General features: G+C 45.4%; 16 protein-coding genes. 6 read left to right on the top strand and 10 right to left on the bottom strand.

Annotation, left to right across the window (positions count from 1 at the left end):
* Nucleotides 1-267: 267 nt before the first annotated feature.
* Nucleotides 268-1,149 (bottom strand): aspartoacylase, encoded by an 882-nt coding sequence (locus tag IQ263_RS24570; RefSeq protein ID WP_194070739.1) that lies wholly within the window; start codon nucleotides 1,147-1,149, stop codon nucleotides 268-270.
* Between the two features lie 434 nt (nucleotides 1,150-1,583).
* Here IQ263_RS24570 and IQ263_RS24565 point away from each other — a divergent pair, with 434 nt between their 5' ends.
* On the top strand, nucleotides 1,584-2,093 hold the full coding sequence (locus IQ263_RS24565) for a dihydrofolate reductase family protein (RefSeq protein ID WP_194070738.1): 510 nt from the start codon (nucleotides 1,584-1,586) through the stop codon (nucleotides 2,091-2,093).
* 23 nt (nucleotides 2,094-2,116) lie between these two features.
* Nucleotides 2,117-2,413 carry a hypothetical protein gene (locus IQ263_RS24560; RefSeq protein WP_194070737.1) on the top strand — a complete coding sequence of 99 codons (297 nt, stop codon included), beginning with the start codon at nucleotides 2,117-2,119 and terminating at the stop codon, nucleotides 2,411-2,413.
* A gap of 299 nt (nucleotides 2,414-2,712) precedes the next feature.
* Here IQ263_RS24560 and IQ263_RS24555 read toward each other — a convergent pair whose 3' ends face one another.
* From IQ263_RS24555 to IQ263_RS24545, 3 genes are all read right to left on the bottom strand, one after another.
* The gene (locus tag IQ263_RS24555) at nucleotides 2,713-3,774 is read right to left on the bottom strand and encodes an NAD-dependent epimerase (RefSeq protein ID WP_194070736.1); all 1,062 of its coding nucleotides are present in this window, start codon (nucleotides 3,772-3,774) and stop codon (nucleotides 2,713-2,715) included.
* Between the two features lie 548 nt (nucleotides 3,775-4,322).
* On the bottom strand, nucleotides 4,323-7,895 hold the full coding sequence (gene ileS, locus IQ263_RS24550; protein WP_194070735.1) for an isoleucine--tRNA ligase: 3,573 nt from the start codon (nucleotides 7,893-7,895) through the stop codon (nucleotides 4,323-4,325).
* Nucleotides 7,896-8,298: 403 nt separating this feature from the next.
* Nucleotides 8,299-8,883 (bottom strand): Uma2 family endonuclease, encoded by a 585-nt coding sequence (locus IQ263_RS24545; protein WP_194070734.1) that lies wholly within the window; start codon nucleotides 8,881-8,883, stop codon nucleotides 8,299-8,301.
* A gap of 53 nt (nucleotides 8,884-8,936) precedes the next feature.
* Between IQ263_RS24545 and IQ263_RS29520 the strand changes: the two genes are divergently transcribed.
* On the top strand, nucleotides 8,937-9,062 hold the full coding sequence (locus tag IQ263_RS29520) for a hypothetical protein (protein ID WP_255515927.1): 126 nt from the start codon (nucleotides 8,937-8,939) through the stop codon (nucleotides 9,060-9,062).
* A gap of 4 nt (nucleotides 9,063-9,066) precedes the next feature.
* Here IQ263_RS29520 and IQ263_RS24540 read toward each other — a convergent pair whose 3' ends face one another.
* From IQ263_RS24540 to IQ263_RS24520, 5 genes are all read right to left on the bottom strand, one after another.
* The gene (locus IQ263_RS24540) at nucleotides 9,067-9,477 is read right to left on the bottom strand and encodes an Npun_F0494 family protein (protein WP_194070733.1); all 411 of its coding nucleotides are present in this window, start codon (nucleotides 9,475-9,477) and stop codon (nucleotides 9,067-9,069) included.
* A gap of 152 nt (nucleotides 9,478-9,629) precedes the next feature.
* On the bottom strand, nucleotides 9,630-9,962 hold the full coding sequence (locus IQ263_RS24535) for a DUF5615 family PIN-like protein (RefSeq protein ID WP_194070732.1): 333 nt from the start codon (nucleotides 9,960-9,962) through the stop codon (nucleotides 9,630-9,632).
* Nucleotides 9,955-10,272, bottom strand: a complete 318-nt coding sequence (locus IQ263_RS24530) for a DUF433 domain-containing protein (RefSeq protein WP_194070731.1) — start codon at nucleotides 10,270-10,272, stop codon at nucleotides 9,955-9,957. Before IQ263_RS24530 ends, IQ263_RS24535 begins: the two co-directional genes overlap by 8 nt.
* 152 nt (nucleotides 10,273-10,424) lie before the next feature.
* Nucleotides 10,425-10,664, bottom strand: a complete 240-nt coding sequence (locus IQ263_RS24525) for a type II toxin-antitoxin system HicA family toxin (RefSeq protein ID WP_194070730.1) — start codon at nucleotides 10,662-10,664, stop codon at nucleotides 10,425-10,427.
* Entirely contained in the window at nucleotides 10,657-10,923 is a 267-nt protein-coding gene (locus IQ263_RS24520; RefSeq protein WP_228050329.1) for a type II toxin-antitoxin system HicB family antitoxin, read from the bottom strand. The genes IQ263_RS24525 and IQ263_RS24520 overlap by 8 nt, the downstream gene beginning before the upstream one ends.
* 156 nt (nucleotides 10,924-11,079) lie before the next feature.
* Between IQ263_RS24520 and IQ263_RS24515 the strand changes: the two genes are divergently transcribed.
* From IQ263_RS24515 to IQ263_RS24505, 3 genes are all read left to right on the top strand, one after another.
* Nucleotides 11,080-12,570, top strand: coding sequence for a catalase (locus tag IQ263_RS24515; protein WP_194070729.1), 1,491 nt, complete (start codon nucleotides 11,080-11,082; stop codon nucleotides 12,568-12,570).
* A 201-nt stretch (nucleotides 12,571-12,771) separates the two neighbouring features.
* On the top strand, nucleotides 12,772-13,212 hold the full coding sequence (locus tag IQ263_RS24510) for a peroxiredoxin (RefSeq protein WP_194011687.1): 441 nt from the start codon (nucleotides 12,772-12,774) through the stop codon (nucleotides 13,210-13,212).
* Nucleotides 13,213-13,505: 293 nt separating this feature from the next.
* A complete protein-coding gene (locus tag IQ263_RS24505) occupies nucleotides 13,506-16,160 on the top strand; it encodes a C39 family peptidase (RefSeq protein WP_194070728.1) in 2,655 nt (884 codons plus the stop codon).
* A gap of 94 nt (nucleotides 16,161-16,254) precedes the next feature.
* Here IQ263_RS24505 and IQ263_RS24500 read toward each other — a convergent pair whose 3' ends face one another.
* On the bottom strand, nucleotides 16,255-17,157 hold the full coding sequence (locus IQ263_RS24500) for a PEP-CTERM sorting domain-containing protein (protein ID WP_194070727.1): 903 nt from the start codon (nucleotides 17,155-17,157) through the stop codon (nucleotides 16,255-16,257).
* Nucleotides 17,158-17,553 lie beyond the last annotated feature (396 nt).

Below are 17,553 nucleotides of genomic sequence, written 5' to 3'. Positions count from 1 at the left end.
ACCCCAACCCTCCCCGCGAGTTCGGGGAGGGAGTAAGAAATTCACAAATGATGCGAGGATTGCTATAACAACTAACAACTAATAACTCACAACTAAGAACTAATAACTAACAACTCACAACTCACAAATCACAACTAATAACTCACAACTCACAACTAATAACTAATAACTCACAACTAATAACTAATAACTAATAACTAATAACTAATAACTAATAACTCACAACTAATAACTAATAACTAATAACTAATAACTCACAACTCACAACTAATAACTAACTATTTGCTTTTGGGTAAAACACATCGCAATTCCTTTTTCGTAGTAAGCCGCCTCGTTAATAAAAATTGGATATACCGTCGATTTACCTTCATAGAAGACCGACTCGCCCTCAAAGGTCAAAAACATCGGATCGCCGGGATTTAGGGCTTGATAATCTCTTGATTGTAGCTGAGGATGGATCATTGCCTGAATCTCTCCCTTGTTGTTTCTGGGATAGTCGATCGCCCCGATGGTATGATAAACAGTCAGGGGATTTGTTGCAGCAGGCATTGTGCCTTGATTGTAGCTTTCTACGCAGTCTAAAATTGTGCCGACAACCTGCTCGGTTTGCTGAAATAAAGAGGCATCTAATACGCCTTGTGGCACTGCACCAACCTCCAGCGTACCGCCTAATTCGGAAATCGATCGCAGCAAAGGACTATCATAATTGTTAGTTGCCGAAACCAGCAGCTTGAGGTGGGGATACACAGAGGTTAAATAAGCTGCTAGTTGCAGGTTAAAAGGATGCTGGCTGGCGAGAATAAATGTTAGCCCCATATTGGATGTGGTGCTGTGCAAATCGATAATTAAGTTTTGCTGCGGAGTAGTTTTTGGGCTAAAAATGTGGTAGATTTCTTTTGCCCGCTGCGCTTCGTAGGTGGAGAGGTGGGGATTTTGTAAATCTTGCTGTCGAAAGCAGCGGTTGAGGTCGATATCGACGTAGCGTCTCCCGATTTCGGAAGCTTTGGGATTGGCTAGCAGGGCGATTGTTTCAAAAGTCGATCGCCCAATTGACTGTGGCGCGCAATCGAACTTCTTCACCAGGTAAATGCCTGTGAGTTCGTTTCCGTGGGTTCCTCCCACTATGGCAACACGTTTTATTGGATTCATAAACAAAAAACTCCCTATCCCAAGCCTACCATCATTTGTCATCATTTGGTAACAAAGACCTCAGAAACCGGATTTATCTTGATATTTTCTGTTACTCAACCAAAGATTCGTAGAAACCCGGTTTCTTGGCCCGATGCGAAAATCTCAGAAACCGGGTTTCTCTCTGTATTTCTTGTCACCCAACCAAAGACTGGTAGAAACCGGGTTTCTTGGCCTCGATGCGTAAATCTCAGAAACCGGGTTTCTTTCTGTATTTCTCGTCACCCAACCAAAGACTGGTAGAAACCCGGTTTTTTGGCCCCGATTGATACTTCTCTCCGGTCAATTAGTCCGATCGCACTAATGTTATTGCCAGCGTTGTCTTCGGACATGATAGGATCTAAAATTAAGGTGATTCGGGCGATCGCCCCCACAGCCAAAATCCAGGTATTGCCATGCGTAAAATTGTACTCTTCATTGCATCTAGTTTAGACGGTTACATCGCGCGATCCAATGGCGAGATTGACTGGCTGTATACAGACCAAAATTACGGCTATACTAAATTTTTAGATAGCATCGATACAGTCCTCATGGGTCGCAAAACCTACGAACAAGTTCTAACTTTTGGCGAGTATCCCTACCAAGAAAAAAAAAGTTATGTTTTTACTAAAAATCTAGATTTCGTAGCAACTTCTGATGTGGAAGTAGTAACACAATTAGAGAGTTTTGTCAATGATTTGCGCTTGATAGAGGGCAAAAATATTTGGTTGGTGGGAGGCTCTTTGTTAATTCGCGATTTCCTGAACAAAAATCTTGTAAACGAGTTAATTCTATCGGTGCACCCGCTGATTTTGGGCGAGGGAATTCCTTTATTTGCTAATCCCAACACTACAGCTTTGCAGCTAACTGGATGTCAGACTTACAGTTCTGGTATGGTTCAGCTATCCTATGATGTGGCGACATGAGGCCGCGCTTTGTTGTTAAGCGGATGATGAAATATTTTTGCGGCTGGTTGCTATTAATATCTGTTTTCTGGGTGGCGCTGCCGGCTGAGGCATCTGTTTGCCGAAATTATCAAGGGCGCGAGATTTGCATTGTCGATATCAAACGCAGTGCAAAAAATTATTGGGAATACAGGGTAACTCTGAGTGTGGATCGAGTTAAACAGCCTCTGGAATTGTACAATTGCCGCGATCGCACTACGGTTAAGAAAGATGGCCGTGTTTTGGCGTTTGGACAAAACAACCCTGGTGAAATTGTCTGCAGTTTTTTTGACCGGAAATAGTTTTGCTAATCGATTGATCTCGTTTTCCTCTAATCAGGAGCATCTATCATACAATAGGGTTCACTTAACATATTTATGCCCCGGAGATCCCCCTAAATCCGCCGGATAGTCGGGGGACTTTGAGAGCATTCTTGTCCCACCCCCTACTCCCCTTTTTAAGGGGTGTGCCAGGGAGATCGTCTTAAGTAAACCGTATTTATCTACAATATTAGTTCGCAGTGCAAACTTCAGTCCGCGCTACGAACCAATAGCGGTAAAACTAATGCGTTTTTAAGCACATTAGTAAATATTGTTGGCGCTTAAACTTTGGCCAGACGATCGCCACTGGGAAGATGTTCTATCTCTGCAGCCTCTTGACTGTAAGAGTTATCGCCCGCACCGCCGTAATAGTCTCGATACCATTCTACAAACTTATGGATGCCTTGGGCGATCGGCGTACTGGGCTTAAATCCTACATCCTGCATCAAATCGCTTACATCTGCATAGGTAGAAAGTACGTCACCGGGCTGCATTGGCAAAAAATTCTTAACGGCTGTTTTCCCCATTGCTTTTTCAATGACTTCGATAAAAGTCAACAATTCCACAGGGGAATGATTGCCAATATTATAAATCTTGTAGGGAGCCGTGGTGGCAGAATTTTGGGCGATCGATTGAGGCGGTTTTGCCATGACTCGCACAACTCCTTCAATTACATCGTCAATGTAAGTGAAATCGCGCTGCATTTTGCCGAAGTTGTAAACGTCGATGGGCTTGTTTTCGGCGATCGCCTTGACGAATTTGAAATAAGCCATATCCGGTCTTCCCCAGGGGCCGTATACTGTAAAAAAGCGCAATCCCGTAATCGGCAAACCGTACAAATGGCTGTAGGAATGAGCCATCAGTTCGTTAGCTTTTTTGGTGGCAGCGTAAAGGGAAATCGGATGATCGACGTTATCGCTAACTGCAAAGGGAACTTTAGTATTAGCACCATAAACAGAACTGGAAGAAGCAAAAACTAAATGCTCGATTTGGCTGTGGCGACAGCCTTCTAAAATGTTGATAAATCCTGTCAGGTTGCTGTCTGCGTAGGCGTGAGGATTTTCCAGCGAGTAGCGAACGCCCGGTTGACCGGCGAGGTGAACAACGCGGTCAAATTTGTGGTTTTGAAAAAGTTGGGATATGCTAGGGCGATCGCTCAAATCTAAATATTCAAAAGTAAATTGTGAATGCGTCTGGAGTTGAGCTAAACGCGCTTTTTTGAGGTTGACATCATAATAGTCATTTAAGTTATCGATGCCGTAAACTTGTTGCCCTTGGGATAGCAATCTTTGAGCTAAATGATAGCCGATAAAGCCTGCTGCACCAGTTACTAAAATTTTCATAAAAACATTCGGTAAGTAGGAAAATCGGTCACAAAGCGTACTGAGAGGGAAATGACTCGTGCGACTTACCATACAACATATCGCAAGTATGTCACTATTCATCATCTGCCCAGAAAGCTAGAAAATCCCCGTAGGGTGCGGATTCCTATCAATTCCTCTCTTCATCGTCCTGTATTCATTTCTCTCGGATCTCTCTGTGTTCTCTGTGTTCTAGTCAGGTTAAATCATTCCGATTCAACCGGAAACGATATCACCGACAATCTCCCCAGAAAGCTGGGAAATCTCACATATCCGCACCATACACATACCTTAAACAGTTGACATAGGTCGCGTGACGTTTTTAAGATGGGGATTTACACCTCTGTCTAAAAACATTCTGCGTAAACCATTGCTTTTTTAATTTGAATAATCGGAATGATTTAACCGCAGAGAACGCAGAGCACGCAGAGGAAGAGAAGATAAGAGAGAGATGAAGTGAAGCAATGGCGGAAATTAAGCGATTGCTTCGTTTCACTGGCAATGACAAACTATTTATTACACATCCTGCGTTAAAATTTGCCGTCTACTGCTGAGACGCAGCGTTCGCAAATTGCCGGATGTTCGATCGACTCTCCGACGTGGGTTGAGTAATTCCAGCAACGATCGCACTTTTTGCCGTCTGCTTTGACTACACCAATCGCCAACTCTGGAGATTGGTAACTGTACGGCAATTCTGGCATCGCTGCATTCGATTCGATCAGTTCAACTTCTGAGGTGATGAACAAATAGCGCAATTCGTCTACACCGTTGCTACCACTTGCAGAATGATGGTGTACAGCTACTTCAGCAGGAGTTTCTGCTTTGGGCTCGACACTTAATTCTACTTTCGGGATTGCAGGTATTTCTGCAAAACTTTGTTGGGCTGCGGATGTTTGCGCCTGTATTGGTACAAGGGCTGTCTCTACTACGGGTGCTAGTACGATCGCCTGTGTTTCTACAAGCACAAGCGCAGTTGTTTGTCCCAGCACATCGGCTGTCAGGGAATCAATTGTTTGTCCAATTTCTTGACGGTTTTCTGCAAACAGCAAGTGACGGAAAGCAAACCAGATCGTAAATAGGATACCGATGACTTTAAAGAATACTTCCAAGAGAGGAATTTGATTCATCGTATCCAAAACTGCCAGGGTTACTCTACCCGTTACCAATACAGAAGCTAACAGCCCTAGCGTTACCAGAACTTTTTGGTATTCTGCGATAAAGTTGCCCGCGTATTCAGGCAAATCAGCGATAAACTGGGCGCTGCGATCTAACATTTGCTGCAAGTCTAAAGCCGATTCTTCAGGCGCAGAATACTCTACAATTTCAGAATCTGCATCGCGCTTAGCGACTGTTTGTTGCTCAACACTAACAGTCTTTATTGTCAAGTTTTTTGCAACACTTGCAGCTTTTTCTTCCTGTCGATCTTGTACTGCTTTTGCTTTCTCCTCTGCGGTTAGTTCGATCGCTGCATTTTGCGATCGCACATAATCCACCAATTCTTCGCTGCTAGGATTCAAAGCTTGTAGTTGCTGTCTTTTTTCGACATCGGGAACGTACAATAAAACCTTAGCTTCCAAAGAAGAACCGATCGCCTTTTCAGTCCTCGCCTGTTCCAAAACCTTGTTAACTTCGCCGCGTACTTGCCGCAAATATTGCCAGCGCGCAGCCAATTCTGGATTGTGCCACGAAGCGTCAAGTTGCACCCAACCGGCTTCAAATACAGATTTGTAGGGAGTTGGATAGGGAAGGTACTGCCAAATATCCTCAGCCATGTGACACAACACAGGTGCGATCGCCCTTGCCAAATTCTCCACAGCGATCGCAATTACCGTCTGACAACTGCGGCGACGGCGGGCATCTGTCGCGCTGATATAAAGTCGATCCTTCGCAACATCCAAGTAAAAATTAGACAAATCCACCGTACAGAAATTCTGCACTGTTTGGAAGAATCGGGAAAATTGGAAGTTTTCAAAAGCATCTTGAACTTCCGCAAAAACTTCGCCCATTCTGTGCAGCATATAGCGATCGAGTTCTGGCAAATCCTCGTAAGCTACAGCATCTTTTGCCGGATCGAAGTCGTGCAAATTCCCCAGCAAAAACTTAGCTGTATTGCGAATTTTGCGGTAAACATCCGACTGCTGTTTGAGAATGTTTTTGCCCAACGGCACATCGGCAGAATAGTCCACCGAAGACACCCACAACCGCAAAACATCGGCTCCATATTCCTTAATTACGACGGCCGGATCTACGACATTGCCTTCAGATTTGCTCATCTTGCGGCCTTTTTCATCCAGCACAAAACCGTGAGTCAAAACTGTTTTGTAAGGAGCAATGCCGTTGGTTGCTACACTGGTTAGCAAGCTGGATTGAAACCAGCCGCGATGTTGGTCTGAACCTTCCAAATAGATATCAGCAGGATAGTTTAATTCCGATCGCCCTTGCGCCACAGCAGCCCAGGAAGAACCGGAGTCAAACCACACATCCATCGTGTCCGTACCCTTGCGGTAAGTGCGGCCATTGTTGCGGTAAGATTCTGGCAATAATTCGGCGATCGACAATTCCCACCAAGCATCGGAACCCTTCTCGGCAAAGATGGCTTGCACGTGGGCGATCGTTTCTTCATTTAATAGCGGTTCGTTGGTTTCTTCGTCGTAAAATACGGGAATGGGAACGCCCCAAGTCCGCTGGCGAGAAATGCACCAATCTGCTCGATCGCCCACCATTGCCGTAATTCTATTTTCGCCTTGGGCCGGAATCCAATTCACATTAGAAATGGCTTTTAATGCTTCATCTCGGAACCCTTCCACCGACGCAAACCACTGTTCTGTAGCCCGAAAAATCGTCGGCTTTTTAGTGCGCCAATCGTAAGGATAGGAGTGAGGATAAGCTTCCTCTTTGATCAAACAATTTGCCTTTTCCAAGGCCTCAATTACCGCGCTATTGCCGTTTCCGAGGACATTTAAACCTGCAAACTCTCCGGCTTCTGCGGTGAAATTTCCGTTTTCATCTACGGGAGTTAAAACTGGTAAACCGCAGCGTTTTCCGACGATAAAGTCTTCTTGTCCGTGGCCTGGTGCGGTGTGCACCAATCCGGTTCCTGAGTCAGCGGTAATGTAGTCGCCGCCGGCCACGATCGGGCTTTCGCGATCGAACAACGGATGTTTGTAGGTGCAGCCTTCTAATTCTTTACCTGGGAAGGTAGCCAGGATTTTTAATTTTGTGTTGAAAGTTGCCGAAAGTCGATCGACCGCATCGACAGCTACTAACATAAATTGTTGCGCGATGTGGGAATTTGCCGGCGGTTCCACCACCGCATACATCAGTTCGGGATTGACGGCGATCGCCAAGTTGGCCGGAATCGTCCAAGGGGTAGTCGTCCAAATCGCGGCCCAGAGGCTCGGCATATAGCGCTTGAGCTTCGTTTGCAAAGATTTTGACAAGTTTCTCACATGAAAGCCGACGTAGATGCTGCGCGAAACGTGGCCTTCGGGATATTCCAATTCAGCTTCGGCGAGGGCTGTTTTCGAGCTCGGACTCCAGTGCACGGGTTTAAAGCCGCGATAGATGTAGCCTTTGAGCACCATTTGACCGAAAACGCCGATTTGGGCGGCTTCGTATTCGGGTTTCATGGTTAAGTACGGGTGTTTCCAGTCGCCCCAAACCCCGTAGCGCTGGAAGGAATCGCGCTGCTGTTCCATTGTTTGCTGCGCGAAGGCGGCGGCTTTGGTGCGGAGGTCGATCGGGGTAAGATTGAGCCTTTCGTCCGATTTCATGTTCTGCAAGACTTTAAGTTCGATCGGCAATCCGTGACAGTCCCAACCGGGCACGTAGCGAACTTTTTTGCCGCGCAGCATTTGGTAGCGGTTGATAAAATCTTTAAGGATTTTATTGAGGGCGTGGCCGATGTGAAGTTGTCCGTTAGCGTAGGGCGGGCCGTCGTGGAGGATGAACAAATCGCCTGGGTTATTGTGGGAAAGGCGATCGTAGATTTCTCGATCTGCCCAAAATTGTTGCAATTCTGGTTCCCGACGGGCGGCGTTAGCCCGCATATCAAACTTGGTTTTGGGCAGATTTACGGTGTCTTTGTAGGATTTTGCTTCCATTTTGGAGAAAAGTTTTATGTAGTTAGTTGTTAGTAGTTAGCGGTTATTTGAGAGATGATATCAAGTCCGGTTAAATAATCATAATTAAGTTTGTAGTGATAACTTTAGTCGTCTCTCGTCCTTGAAGTTCTGACAGCCAGATATTCCAGTATAGGCGATCGACCGCACATTCGATCGAACCAAATCCGCAGAGAACTCTCTCTTCTCCATCCTCTGCGCCCTCTGCGACCTCTGCGGTTAAATCATATCAATTCCGGTTGCGGAATGATATTGGACACGGCAGTGCCGTGTCCCTACCCAAAATAATATTGTAGGGACACGGCACTGCCGTGTCCAAATTTCGGCTAATAATAATTCCGATGCTACTGGATTTGATATCATTCACCAACAAATCGAGCTTGGGCTATTGAGTCAGCCAACTGAACATTTCACCAACGGTGAGATTGAAGGATTCGGCGAAGGGTGGAACGGGGATGCGATCGCCCGGTTCTTCAAAAAATGCTATGGTGCGATCCTCTGCGAGGGCTTCGCTAACGGCAAAATAGACAAAGACTAATTTTTCATCGGGGTCAATCAGCCAGCCCATCTGAGTTCCGTGGGCTAGACGGTGGAGGATGTTGCGGACGACTTTGGTTTGGCTTTGGTCGGGGGAAAGAATTTCGATTGTCCAGTCTGGGGCGATGGCGAAGGTGTTGGCGACTTCGCCGTTCTCGTCGCGGGGAATCCGTTCCCAAGCGAACACTGTAACATCGGGAACAGTCGATCGACCGCCAAAGGTACAGCGCAATTCTGGATAGGCGCGGGCGATGCGTTGGGGTTTGAGTACCCGGTTGATGTCACCACCCAAATCGCTTTGAATCGTGCTGTGTTTTCCTTGGGGCATAGGTTTTTGGATAATCTGGCCATCGATGAATTCGCTGGCGGGTTTGGTTTCCGACAGTTGGAGAAATTCATCGAGAGTCAAAGGTTTAGAAGCGGTTTGAACCATTATTTTTATTCGATTTAAGTTTAATTTGTATTAGCCGAAATGAGGAGACGGCAATGCCGTGTCCCTACAATATTATTTTGGGTAGGGACACGGCACTGCCGTCTCCCCTATCATCTCCAAGAGTGCAACCGGAATTGATATCATTCCCTGTCGGACTGTCGGACTGGGACAAGCAATAAACGCTTAAAGAAACAGTCCCAACCCGCGGCTAAAAGCATTTCCCATGCGATCGCACAATGAAGCATCCGGCACTTTATCTCCTTCCCGTTCCCATTTTTCCACGAGTTGGCGGCCCAGGGGCGTGAGGCGAAAACTGTCGGTAATCCCTTGTCCGTCTACTTCGCGCCGCAGTACGCCGACTTGAATCAGCCACAGCAGGGAGTTTTCCGCTGCGAGTTCGGATACGGGCGATCGGGTGTAGCCGCTTTCGACACCGGAATTTGAGGCGATCGCAGTTAGGAAAACACTTGTCTCGCGGATGGTCTGGAAGAAGTGTAATTGAAAAGGGCTGCACCGGACGGCGCGATCGGCTCTTTTGACGGTGCGATCGGGATAACTAATAGATTTAAACGCTTCGGATGGAATAAAAGTCATTTAGAGAACTTTTGAACAGGTACTGCTTTTATCATCACCTATTTAGAGTCAAAGTGGAGTTCTGAAACATATACCCAAATATGACAGCGGGTCAAAAGATCCGAAACTTCGGTAAGATTAATACTCAGGTGGCAAGTGCCGATCGCCTATTTTTACAAATACTCCAAACGACCGTTCATTTCTTCAGCATTCACTACCTCCCAAATTAATACTAATCCTTGCAAAATTTCCCCAATCGATTTACTGGTTTGCAGACAGTAAACAATACCCGCGTGAGACAAACCTGCATGATGCAGTCTTAAAAAATCCGTATCTTGGGTGAAAATTACCCGCTCTTGAGACAGGGAAAATGCTAATTGTTGTTCGTCGGATTGCCCGATCATTCCTTGTTCTGGAGTTGTGGTGACATCAATTCCACGTCTTCGCAATCCATTTCCTATGGCAAGAGTTATATTTTCGTCAAGATGAAATTTTATCTTAGCCATGTTGACGATTTTTTAATTTTTCTTGCAATAGCGATGGAGTTTGAGCTTTCAACTGGCGCGCAAATTCTGCATCGGCTTCGATTGCAGAGCGAATTTCATCTCGACGATCGTGATAATAGGCTAAAGCTGCATAGATGTCAGATAAAGTAATACTCGGATAGTGATACAGAATTTCGTCTGGTGACATTCCCATTTGTTCGTGCCAAACAACTATATCCTGAACTCGGATGCGGTGTCCGGCGATCCGGGGTTTTCCCCCACAGATTCCGGGAGTAATTTCGATATGTTCTTTAATGACGGCGATCGACATGGTAGGGAATTAATATAGGATGTGTCTTCTATTTTAGAACAGGCTAGACGAGTTTGGCTGTAAAAGCCATTTTAGGCGATCGCTTTTCTGAGTGGAAAAGACCACTACTCCAAATGTTGAAACAACCAACCAGGGAGTATATTAATGCCGACTTAACTAATCATCCCCTCAATTTCTGGCTCGGTAAACCCAAATTGCCTGAAAATCCGTAACACATAAGCTGGTGACATTTCCCCTGCACCCATATCAATCGGAACAATCCTTTTTCGGTCTTCAATTTCACGCATATACAAACGATGATCCCCTTTCCCCTCTCGGTAAAACTGACATCCGTTTTGTTCTAAAATCTTAATTAATGCTTTAGGTTTTAAAGATGGAAGGTTTTTAGGCATAAACTTTCCTAAGTTCATAAGTGTCGGAGGCTTCTGCATCTTCTAAAGTCAGAAATTCGTGTAATTCATTAATAGAAAGAGGACTGAGATAAACATCAGACTCTGATTCATATACTTCGGAAAATGACTCTATAGCTTGTTTTAGTTTATCAATAGATTGTTCGGGAGTATTGCCTTGTCCCACCAATCCATTTTCTAAACACAAAGAAACCCAATAATCAGCACTTTTTCTGATAATCACAGTGTAGAAATCAATCATATTTTATTGGTTAATTAAGTTTAATTGACTCAGCAAAGTGTGAAAACACACTAATAATTTAACACACAATCGCCTATCTGAGAATTACCTCTGCAGATAGACCTCCTTCCCAGAAAGCTATAGAATATTTAAGATGGAGCAATAAATTTAGCCACTATGACAGACCACAATACATTGACAACCGCTAGCGGAATTCCAGTTCCAGATAACCAAAACTCCTTGACTGCCGGTGAACGCGGGCCTATCCTCATGCAGGATTTTCACCTGATGGAGAAACTGGCTCACTTCAACCGGGAACGCATTCCTGAGCGCGTTGTCCATGCCAAAGGAGCCGCTGCATTTGGCACATTCACCGTCACCCATGACATTAGTCGCTACAGCAAAGCTCAGCTATTCTCAGAAATTGGCAAACAAACTCAGGTTCTTCTCCGCTTTTCTACAGTTGGCGGCGAACAAGGTTCAGCGGATGCCGAACGCGATCCCAGAGGTTTTTCGATGAAGTTCTACACCGAAGAAGGCAACTGGGATTTAGTAGGCAATAACACCCCTGTTTTCTTCATCCGCGATCCGCTCAAATTCCCTGATTTGATCCACACCCAAAAGCGCAATCCTCAAACGCATCTCAAAGATGCTGACGCCAAGTGGGATTTCTGGTCGCTGAGTCCAGAATCTCTGCATCAGGTGACAATTCTGTTTTCCGATCGCGGTACGCCGAAAAACCACCGCCACATGGACGGTTTTGGCAGCCATACCTTCAGCCTCATCAATGCTCAAGGAGAACGGGTTTGGTGCAAATTCCATTTCAAAACCATGCAAGGTATTGAGAATTTCACCGCCGAAGAAGCGATGCGGATTAAAGGTGAAGACGCAGATCATGCGACTCGCGACTTGTTTGAATCGATCGACCAAGGTAATTATCCCAAATGGCGCTTTTGCATTCAAGTAATGACCGAGGCCCAAGCCGCAGAGTATCGCGAAAGCCCCTTTGACTTGACGAAAGTTTGGAAACACTCAGAGTTTCCGTTAATTGATGTAGGAATTCTCGAACTCAATCGCAATCCACAAAACTTTTTTGCTGAGGTAGAACAGGCGGCATTTTCTCCTTCTAATGTCGTTCCAGGTATTAGCTTTTCTCCAGACAAAGTGCTGCAATTTCGCATCATGTCCTATGCAGATGCTCAACGCTACCGTCTCGGTGCAAACTATCAGCAATTGCCAGTCAATCAACCAAAGTGTCCGGTAATGAACTACCAACGGGATGGCGCAATGGCACTGGGTAACAACGGTGGCAGCGCGCCCAACTACGAACCCAACAGCCACGAGGATGCGCCGAAGGAAAACTGTGCCTATGCCGATCCAGCTTGGGATTTAGGAAATGTCAAAGTCGATCGCTACGATCAGCGTAAGGGCAATGACGATTACACCCAAGCAGGAGACCTCTATCGCTTGATGAAACCCGACGCACAGCAGCGGCTTGTCGCTAACATTGTGGAAAGTTTGAGTGGAGTAAAACCGGAAATTCAGATGCGCCAACTGTGCCATTTCTTCCGCGCCGATCCCAATTACGGGCGCCAAGTTGCAGAAGGTTTAGGAATTGCGATCGATCCGTCTATGATGCCCGCTGCCGCTCAATCGCTTGGTATGTAGAACCTCTTAGCAACCAGGAGACGGCACTGCCGTCTCCTCTATATTATTCCGGTGCAACCGGAATTGATATCATGTCTGAGTGCAACCGGAATTGATACTAGGGGCGATCGCGATTTTTAGCAACAGTATCTTGGAAAGGCACAAAACCAAGTAAAATAACTTGAGGAAGTGCAATAAAAACCAAACAAGAGAAACACAACTATGACATTACCAGTAGGGTGCGCGGCTCCTCAATTCAGCGCCAAAGACACAAACGGCAAAACAGTCTCCCTCTCCGACTTCAACGGTAAAACCGTAATCTTGTATTTCTACCCCAAAGATGACACCCCCGGCTGCACCAGACAAGCCCAAAGCTTCAAAGCAGCCCATGAAGAATACAAGGGCAAAGATATAGTAGTTCTCGGTGTCAGCCGCGACAACGAAGAATCGCACCAAAAATTCACAGAAAAGTACGGTTTGCCTTTTCAACTATTAGCAGATGTTGATGGCGCAATTACCAAAGCTTACGATGTCGAAAAAGGTGATTATGCCAAGCGCGTCACCTTCGTCATCGACGGTACTGGCAAAATTATTCAGGTTTATGAAGGAGACAATTTGAAAGTTGACTCTCACGCTCAAGATATTCTTGTCACCATAGTTTAGTGAGGGGTCACGGGTACGGGGGTTAACAACCTACTCTAACTATATTTGTTCCCCCAAAACTTGCACGACAAATGCGATCGAGCAGCCTAGATTGTCGTCAGGTACGCGGTGCACAGCCTACAGTTAGATTTTGCGTGCAAATCCTGTCAACCATTCAAAATTCATGCTTTAAAAGGCTTTCACCGCCCCTAGATTCAGTCGAGGGGCGGTTTTGTCCGAGATTGATTGTGTTTCATAAAATCAGAAGTTATCCTTGCTGTAGCTGAATAATTAAGTAGGTAGGCTGATAGATAATGACAAGCAACGACAGTATTTTGAGTTACTTAGGCCCACAAGAAGTTGAGGCAAATCTAGGCGCCGTCTTAGTGGGCAGTTTTGACAAAAATCAAGTGGCGGCGATTTCAGCAACAGAAGGCTCAAATGCCCTGAATGCTGAGATGAATTTATCTACGGGCATCTGGAACATCAGTTTAGAGAAAGGGTTCGATCGCCCTGGAACTCGCACTGTGCAGGTGAAGGCAACTAATAAGGCTGGTAAAGTTATCGGCGAACAAACAATTAACATCAAAGTTAATCCTGCTTCTAACTTACCCGATCGCTCTTTTACGTTAATTATTCTCCAATTTACCAGATTCAAAGCCGGAACATTGCCTAGTAGCAGTCTCAACGATCGACAAAAAGCGGACGTACCAGCCGGAACAACTTATCAAATTACCGACTACGAGTTAGAAGACGGACACCTAAATGTTCAACTAAGGAATCCCATCAATCCGGTGGGGAAGTCCGGCTTTTTTTACGAAAAGCACGCAATCATCACAAACGGCGCAAAAATCATGATATTCGATCGCGCCGAATTACCCGCCCCGCCGCCTGGAATGATGTTGCTGTGGGTAAACAAAAAAACCTGGTTAAAGCGCAATCCTGCAGATTCTGCTACTTTAGCAGAAAATCAGAAAGTCCGATTTTATCAAGGAGAAACTTTCAATATTCTCGGCTATGCCTGCGTAGACAATCATTTTCGTGTCACCCTAAATAACCAGATTCCCAACTTTGTCCAGTCAGGATTTTTGTACTCGCAACACGTCCAAATTTTGCAAAACGGGATAGGAATTCAGTGTGATAGAAATGCTGTGACGATGACTGTTATCAAAACTGCTGTGCTTAAAAAGCGGCCCGTCAATCCAGCAAGCCTGCAATCGCCAGAAAAAATTACTTTGGCGGCGGGCATGATTTACGGAGTTGCAGGATTCTCTATAGAACAAGGTGATGTCAAAGTCTCGCTGACTGAAAATTTGCCTTCCTTTGGCAATACGGGTTTTATTTTTCCCGATTTCGTGCAATTCAGTCGCGGTGGTAAATCTTTCAATCCTGCCCCTAATTTAACTTATCAAGGGCCAACAGAAGTTTTAGTAAATCAGGCGATCGTCCTGCAGGGTACTTTTGACAAGCAGGAAGCGGTAAAAGTTGATGTAATAGCTGAAGATAAATTTCCGCTAACCGTTACGCTAAACCAACAAGCCGGCACTTGGCAAGTGAATATGCCTAAAGGATTTAGCATAGCAGGAGCTCGTTGGCTGAGGTTGCGCGCAACTGACAGCAAACGCAATGTTACCGCCAGCCAAGTAATTTACATTACAGTTAGTTCCGATCCGCTGACTGTCGGAAAAAATTTGACCTTAAAGATAGTTTCTGCTACTTTCTTTAAAGTAGCTCCGGTTGATTCTTCGCGACTAGAAAATCAGCAAAAAGTTTTTGTCAAAGCAGGTCAGATTTTTACGTTGAGCAAGTACGGATTTGTTGACGGGCATCTCAAGGTGGTGCTGGATTCGGCAATTTCGCCGATCGGCAGTTTTGGCTATTTTTACGAACCAGACGTTCAGTTAGCCAAAGGTACAAAAACCTTGAAGTTTGACCTCGCCGACGTACCGAACAACAGCGGAGGCGCTGAAATGTTGGTAACTCAAACAACTGTGATTAAAAGCCAACCAATAGATTCATCAAAACTGCCTGCTAATGGAGTTGCAGCTTTAATTTTAGGTAGCACCTACACCATCACTGGCTATGCGTGCGTTTTGGGTCATTTCCGAGTAACCCTCGCCGAATCTATTCCCGGTTTCGGGAATGTCGGATTTATTTATTGGCAGTCCGTTAAAATCAAGAAAAACGGCAAAGAAGTTCCCTTTGATCCCGATGCTTTGACAATGACAATGCTGCAACCAACGGTATTGAAAAAACGCCCGTTAGATGCTAACAAGCTAACTGCTACGGAGAGGGTTACACTGCCTTTAGGTAGAGTTTACGGCGTGGAAAGCTACGGTTTGGAAGAAAATCACCTAAAAGTTTCCCTGACTGAAGAACTGCCGAATTTTGGCAATACAGGTTATGTTTTTCCGAGCTTTGTTCAGTTCAAACGGGGAGATAAAATTTTCGATCCAGTTCCGAACAATGTGGAATTGAACGTGCCGTATTTTTCGCAGCGGGACAATCCGCGTTTTGATTGGTCTACTTGCAATGTAACTGCGATCGCAATGGTATTTTATTACTACGGCGTTCGCTCTAAGTGGGGCGGACAGTTGGAGGATGAGTTGTTGCAGTGGTGTTTCGACTATGCCGGCCAGGGTTCTCAAACGGATCACAACGTGCTGACGGCGCTGATTCAGGCTTACGGGTTCCAGACGAGTTTTAGTACGACTCGTACATGGGCGGATGTGCGATCCCAATTGTTGAATCGGCGGCCAGTAGTTTTAGCGGGAGATTTTACGGCGGCCGGTCACATTATCACTTTAATTGGCTACAATTCCCAGGGTTATATCGTGCAAGATCCTTGGGGAGATGCCCTCACTGGCTACAGCAATACTGAGGGAAGAAAGTTGATGTATCCCTACAGTTACGTCAATCAAGTTGCGGGGCCTGATGGGAATGTTTGGGCGCATTTTATTGCTCGATAATTACAGCAAGTCGTAAGGTGCGCCGCCGCGCACCCTACACCTATTTGGAAGTCGCGCTAGTGATGCGTAAGGTGCGCCGCAGCGCACCCATAACTTAGGCAATCTTGCCCTTAATTTTGCGTTTCGCCACACCCATACCTAAAAAGCTCAATCCTAGTAAAGTAGCAAACCAAGTAGAAGGTTCGGGTACGGCTTCAGGAGAGCTGGCTTCAAAGGAGCTTTTAATGGCGATCGCATCATTAGCGCACTCGGCCAAAAAATTAGCAATATAGCTCCCCGAAGGCATTGAGGATTTGTTAAAACTGAATCCGATTGTTTGAGAACCTACTGCATTAAATTGACCAAAATTCAGACCGAGGGCAGTCAAAGTGGCGGGAGTTAAAAAGTTAATTTCTCCTACTTTTGTACCTGTAGCAATTGAGTTGAGAACTGTCCAGTTTCCTGTTTGTTCAAAATAGGGATCTGTGGCAGCTAAATCGCCCATTGATGGAGTACCGCCTTGAGATGCAACTACAGTGTTGAATTGATTTAAATTGCTAAAGCCGGAGTTGGTTTTAGTGACGTTTTTAGCAGTGACATTGCTGTAAACGCCAGTTGTTGCCACGCCTGAGTCATTTCCTTCGGCAAAGCGAACGGCAAACAAGCTGTTATTTGCATTAGCTGTGTTGAAGTTTTGACCGGAAAAGTTGAAGAATAAATCGCCGTAGTTGATGTTGCCTCGGAGAGCGGCGCTGTCTGCATATCCCGCTAAACTTAGATTCGAGTTAATGGCGATGAAAGCTGTATCTGATGTTTCTTTGACAGCGATACCGTAAAATTCAAATTCGCCGCCGCCGATTTGCGGCCCTGTCACGCCGTCGCTGAAGGAATCGATCGCATAATTCCAACCGTTAGATAGCGTTGCTGCTGTAGCTTTTTGTGGCTGTATCGCGATAATTGCACAAAAAACAGCCACTGAGCAAGTGCTGTAAATACTGTTTTTATTAGTAGAATTCATAAAATTCTCCGGGGAATGAGTGATAAAAAATCAAGTCGCTTGCTCGGTAGCATCTGTGTTTTGCTTGAATGCGTGGGAGATCCTATCGATCGCTTTTGTTTTAATTCGTGGGAGATCCTATCGATCGCACTCGCACAAAAAAATATTTTTACAAAGCCGGAGATACTGCCGCCTCGTAGGGACTCTTTAATTTTTAGTAAATCACAGATTCCGGCAAATTTTATTAAAGTTTTGGTAAAGATTTTGTGAGAGCATCTCAGTTTTGCATTGATAAGCTGTTGTGCAAATAAACATTGTATATTTTGATGACAATCAAAAATCGTCAAATTCTCTCCCCCTCTCCCCTGATCCCCATCGGACCCTCAATCGCCATACACAATCTATATGAGCAACAGC

The organism is Tychonema sp. LEGE 06208, assembly GCF_015207505.1.
In the GTDB taxonomy this organism is placed as follows: domain Bacteria; phylum Cyanobacteriota; class Cyanobacteriia; order Cyanobacteriales; family Microcoleaceae; genus Microcoleus.
Note: the sequence above shows the minus strand (reverse complement) of the source record. Positions and strands in the feature narration are given on the sequence as shown.

What these genes read in the sequence shown, in the direction of transcription:
- IQ263_RS24545 (WP_194070734.1), bottom strand. Translation starts at nt 8,883, where the DNA reads ATGGTTCAAACCGCTTCTAAACCTTTGACTCTCGATGAATTTCTCCAA.
- IQ263_RS24510 (WP_194011687.1), top strand. Translation starts at nt 12,772, where the DNA reads ATGACATTACCAGTAGGGTGCGCGGCTCCTCAATTCAGCGCCAAAGAC.
- IQ263_RS24565 (WP_194070738.1), top strand. Translation starts at nt 1,584, where the DNA reads ATGCGTAAAATTGTACTCTTCATTGCATCTAGTTTAGACGGTTACATC.
- IQ263_RS24555 (WP_194070736.1), bottom strand. Translation starts at nt 3,774, where the DNA reads ATGAAAATTTTAGTAACTGGTGCAGCAGGCTTTATCGGCTATCATTTA.
- IQ263_RS24540 (WP_194070733.1), bottom strand. Translation starts at nt 9,477, where the DNA reads ATGACTTTTATTCCATCCGAAGCGTTTAAATCTATTAGTTATCCCGAT.
- IQ263_RS24515 (WP_194070729.1), top strand. Translation starts at nt 11,080, where the DNA reads ATGACAGACCACAATACATTGACAACCGCTAGCGGAATTCCAGTTCCA.
- IQ263_RS24560 (WP_194070737.1), top strand. Translation starts at nt 2,117, where the DNA reads ATGATGAAATATTTTTGCGGCTGGTTGCTATTAATATCTGTTTTCTGG.
- IQ263_RS24525 (WP_194070730.1), bottom strand. Translation starts at nt 10,664, where the DNA reads ATGCCTAAAAACCTTCCATCTTTAAAACCTAAAGCATTAATTAAGATT.
- IQ263_RS24570 (WP_194070739.1), bottom strand. Translation starts at nt 1,149, where the DNA reads ATGAATCCAATAAAACGTGTTGCCATAGTGGGAGGAACCCACGGAAAC.
- IQ263_RS29520 (WP_255515927.1), top strand. Translation starts at nt 8,937, where the DNA reads ATGCCGTGTCCCTACAATATTATTTTGGGTAGGGACACGGCACTGCCG.
- IQ263_RS24500 (WP_194070727.1), bottom strand. Translation starts at nt 17,157, where the DNA reads ATGAATTCTACTAATAAAAACAGTATTTACAGCACTTGCTCAGTGGCT.
- ileS (WP_194070735.1), bottom strand. Translation starts at nt 7,895, where the DNA reads ATGGAAGCAAAATCCTACAAAGACACCGTAAATCTGCCCAAAACCAAG.
- IQ263_RS24530 (WP_194070731.1), bottom strand. Translation starts at nt 10,272, where the DNA reads ATGTCGATCGCCGTCATTAAAGAACATATCGAAATTACTCCCGGAATC.
- IQ263_RS24505 (WP_194070728.1), top strand. Translation starts at nt 13,506, where the DNA reads ATGACAAGCAACGACAGTATTTTGAGTTACTTAGGCCCACAAGAAGTT.
- IQ263_RS24520 (WP_228050329.1), bottom strand. Translation starts at nt 10,923, where the DNA reads ATGATTGATTTCTACACTGTGATTATCAGAAAAAGTGCTGATTATTGG.
- IQ263_RS24535 (WP_194070732.1), bottom strand. Translation starts at nt 9,962, where the DNA reads ATGGCTAAGATAAAATTTCATCTTGACGAAAATATAACTCTTGCCATA.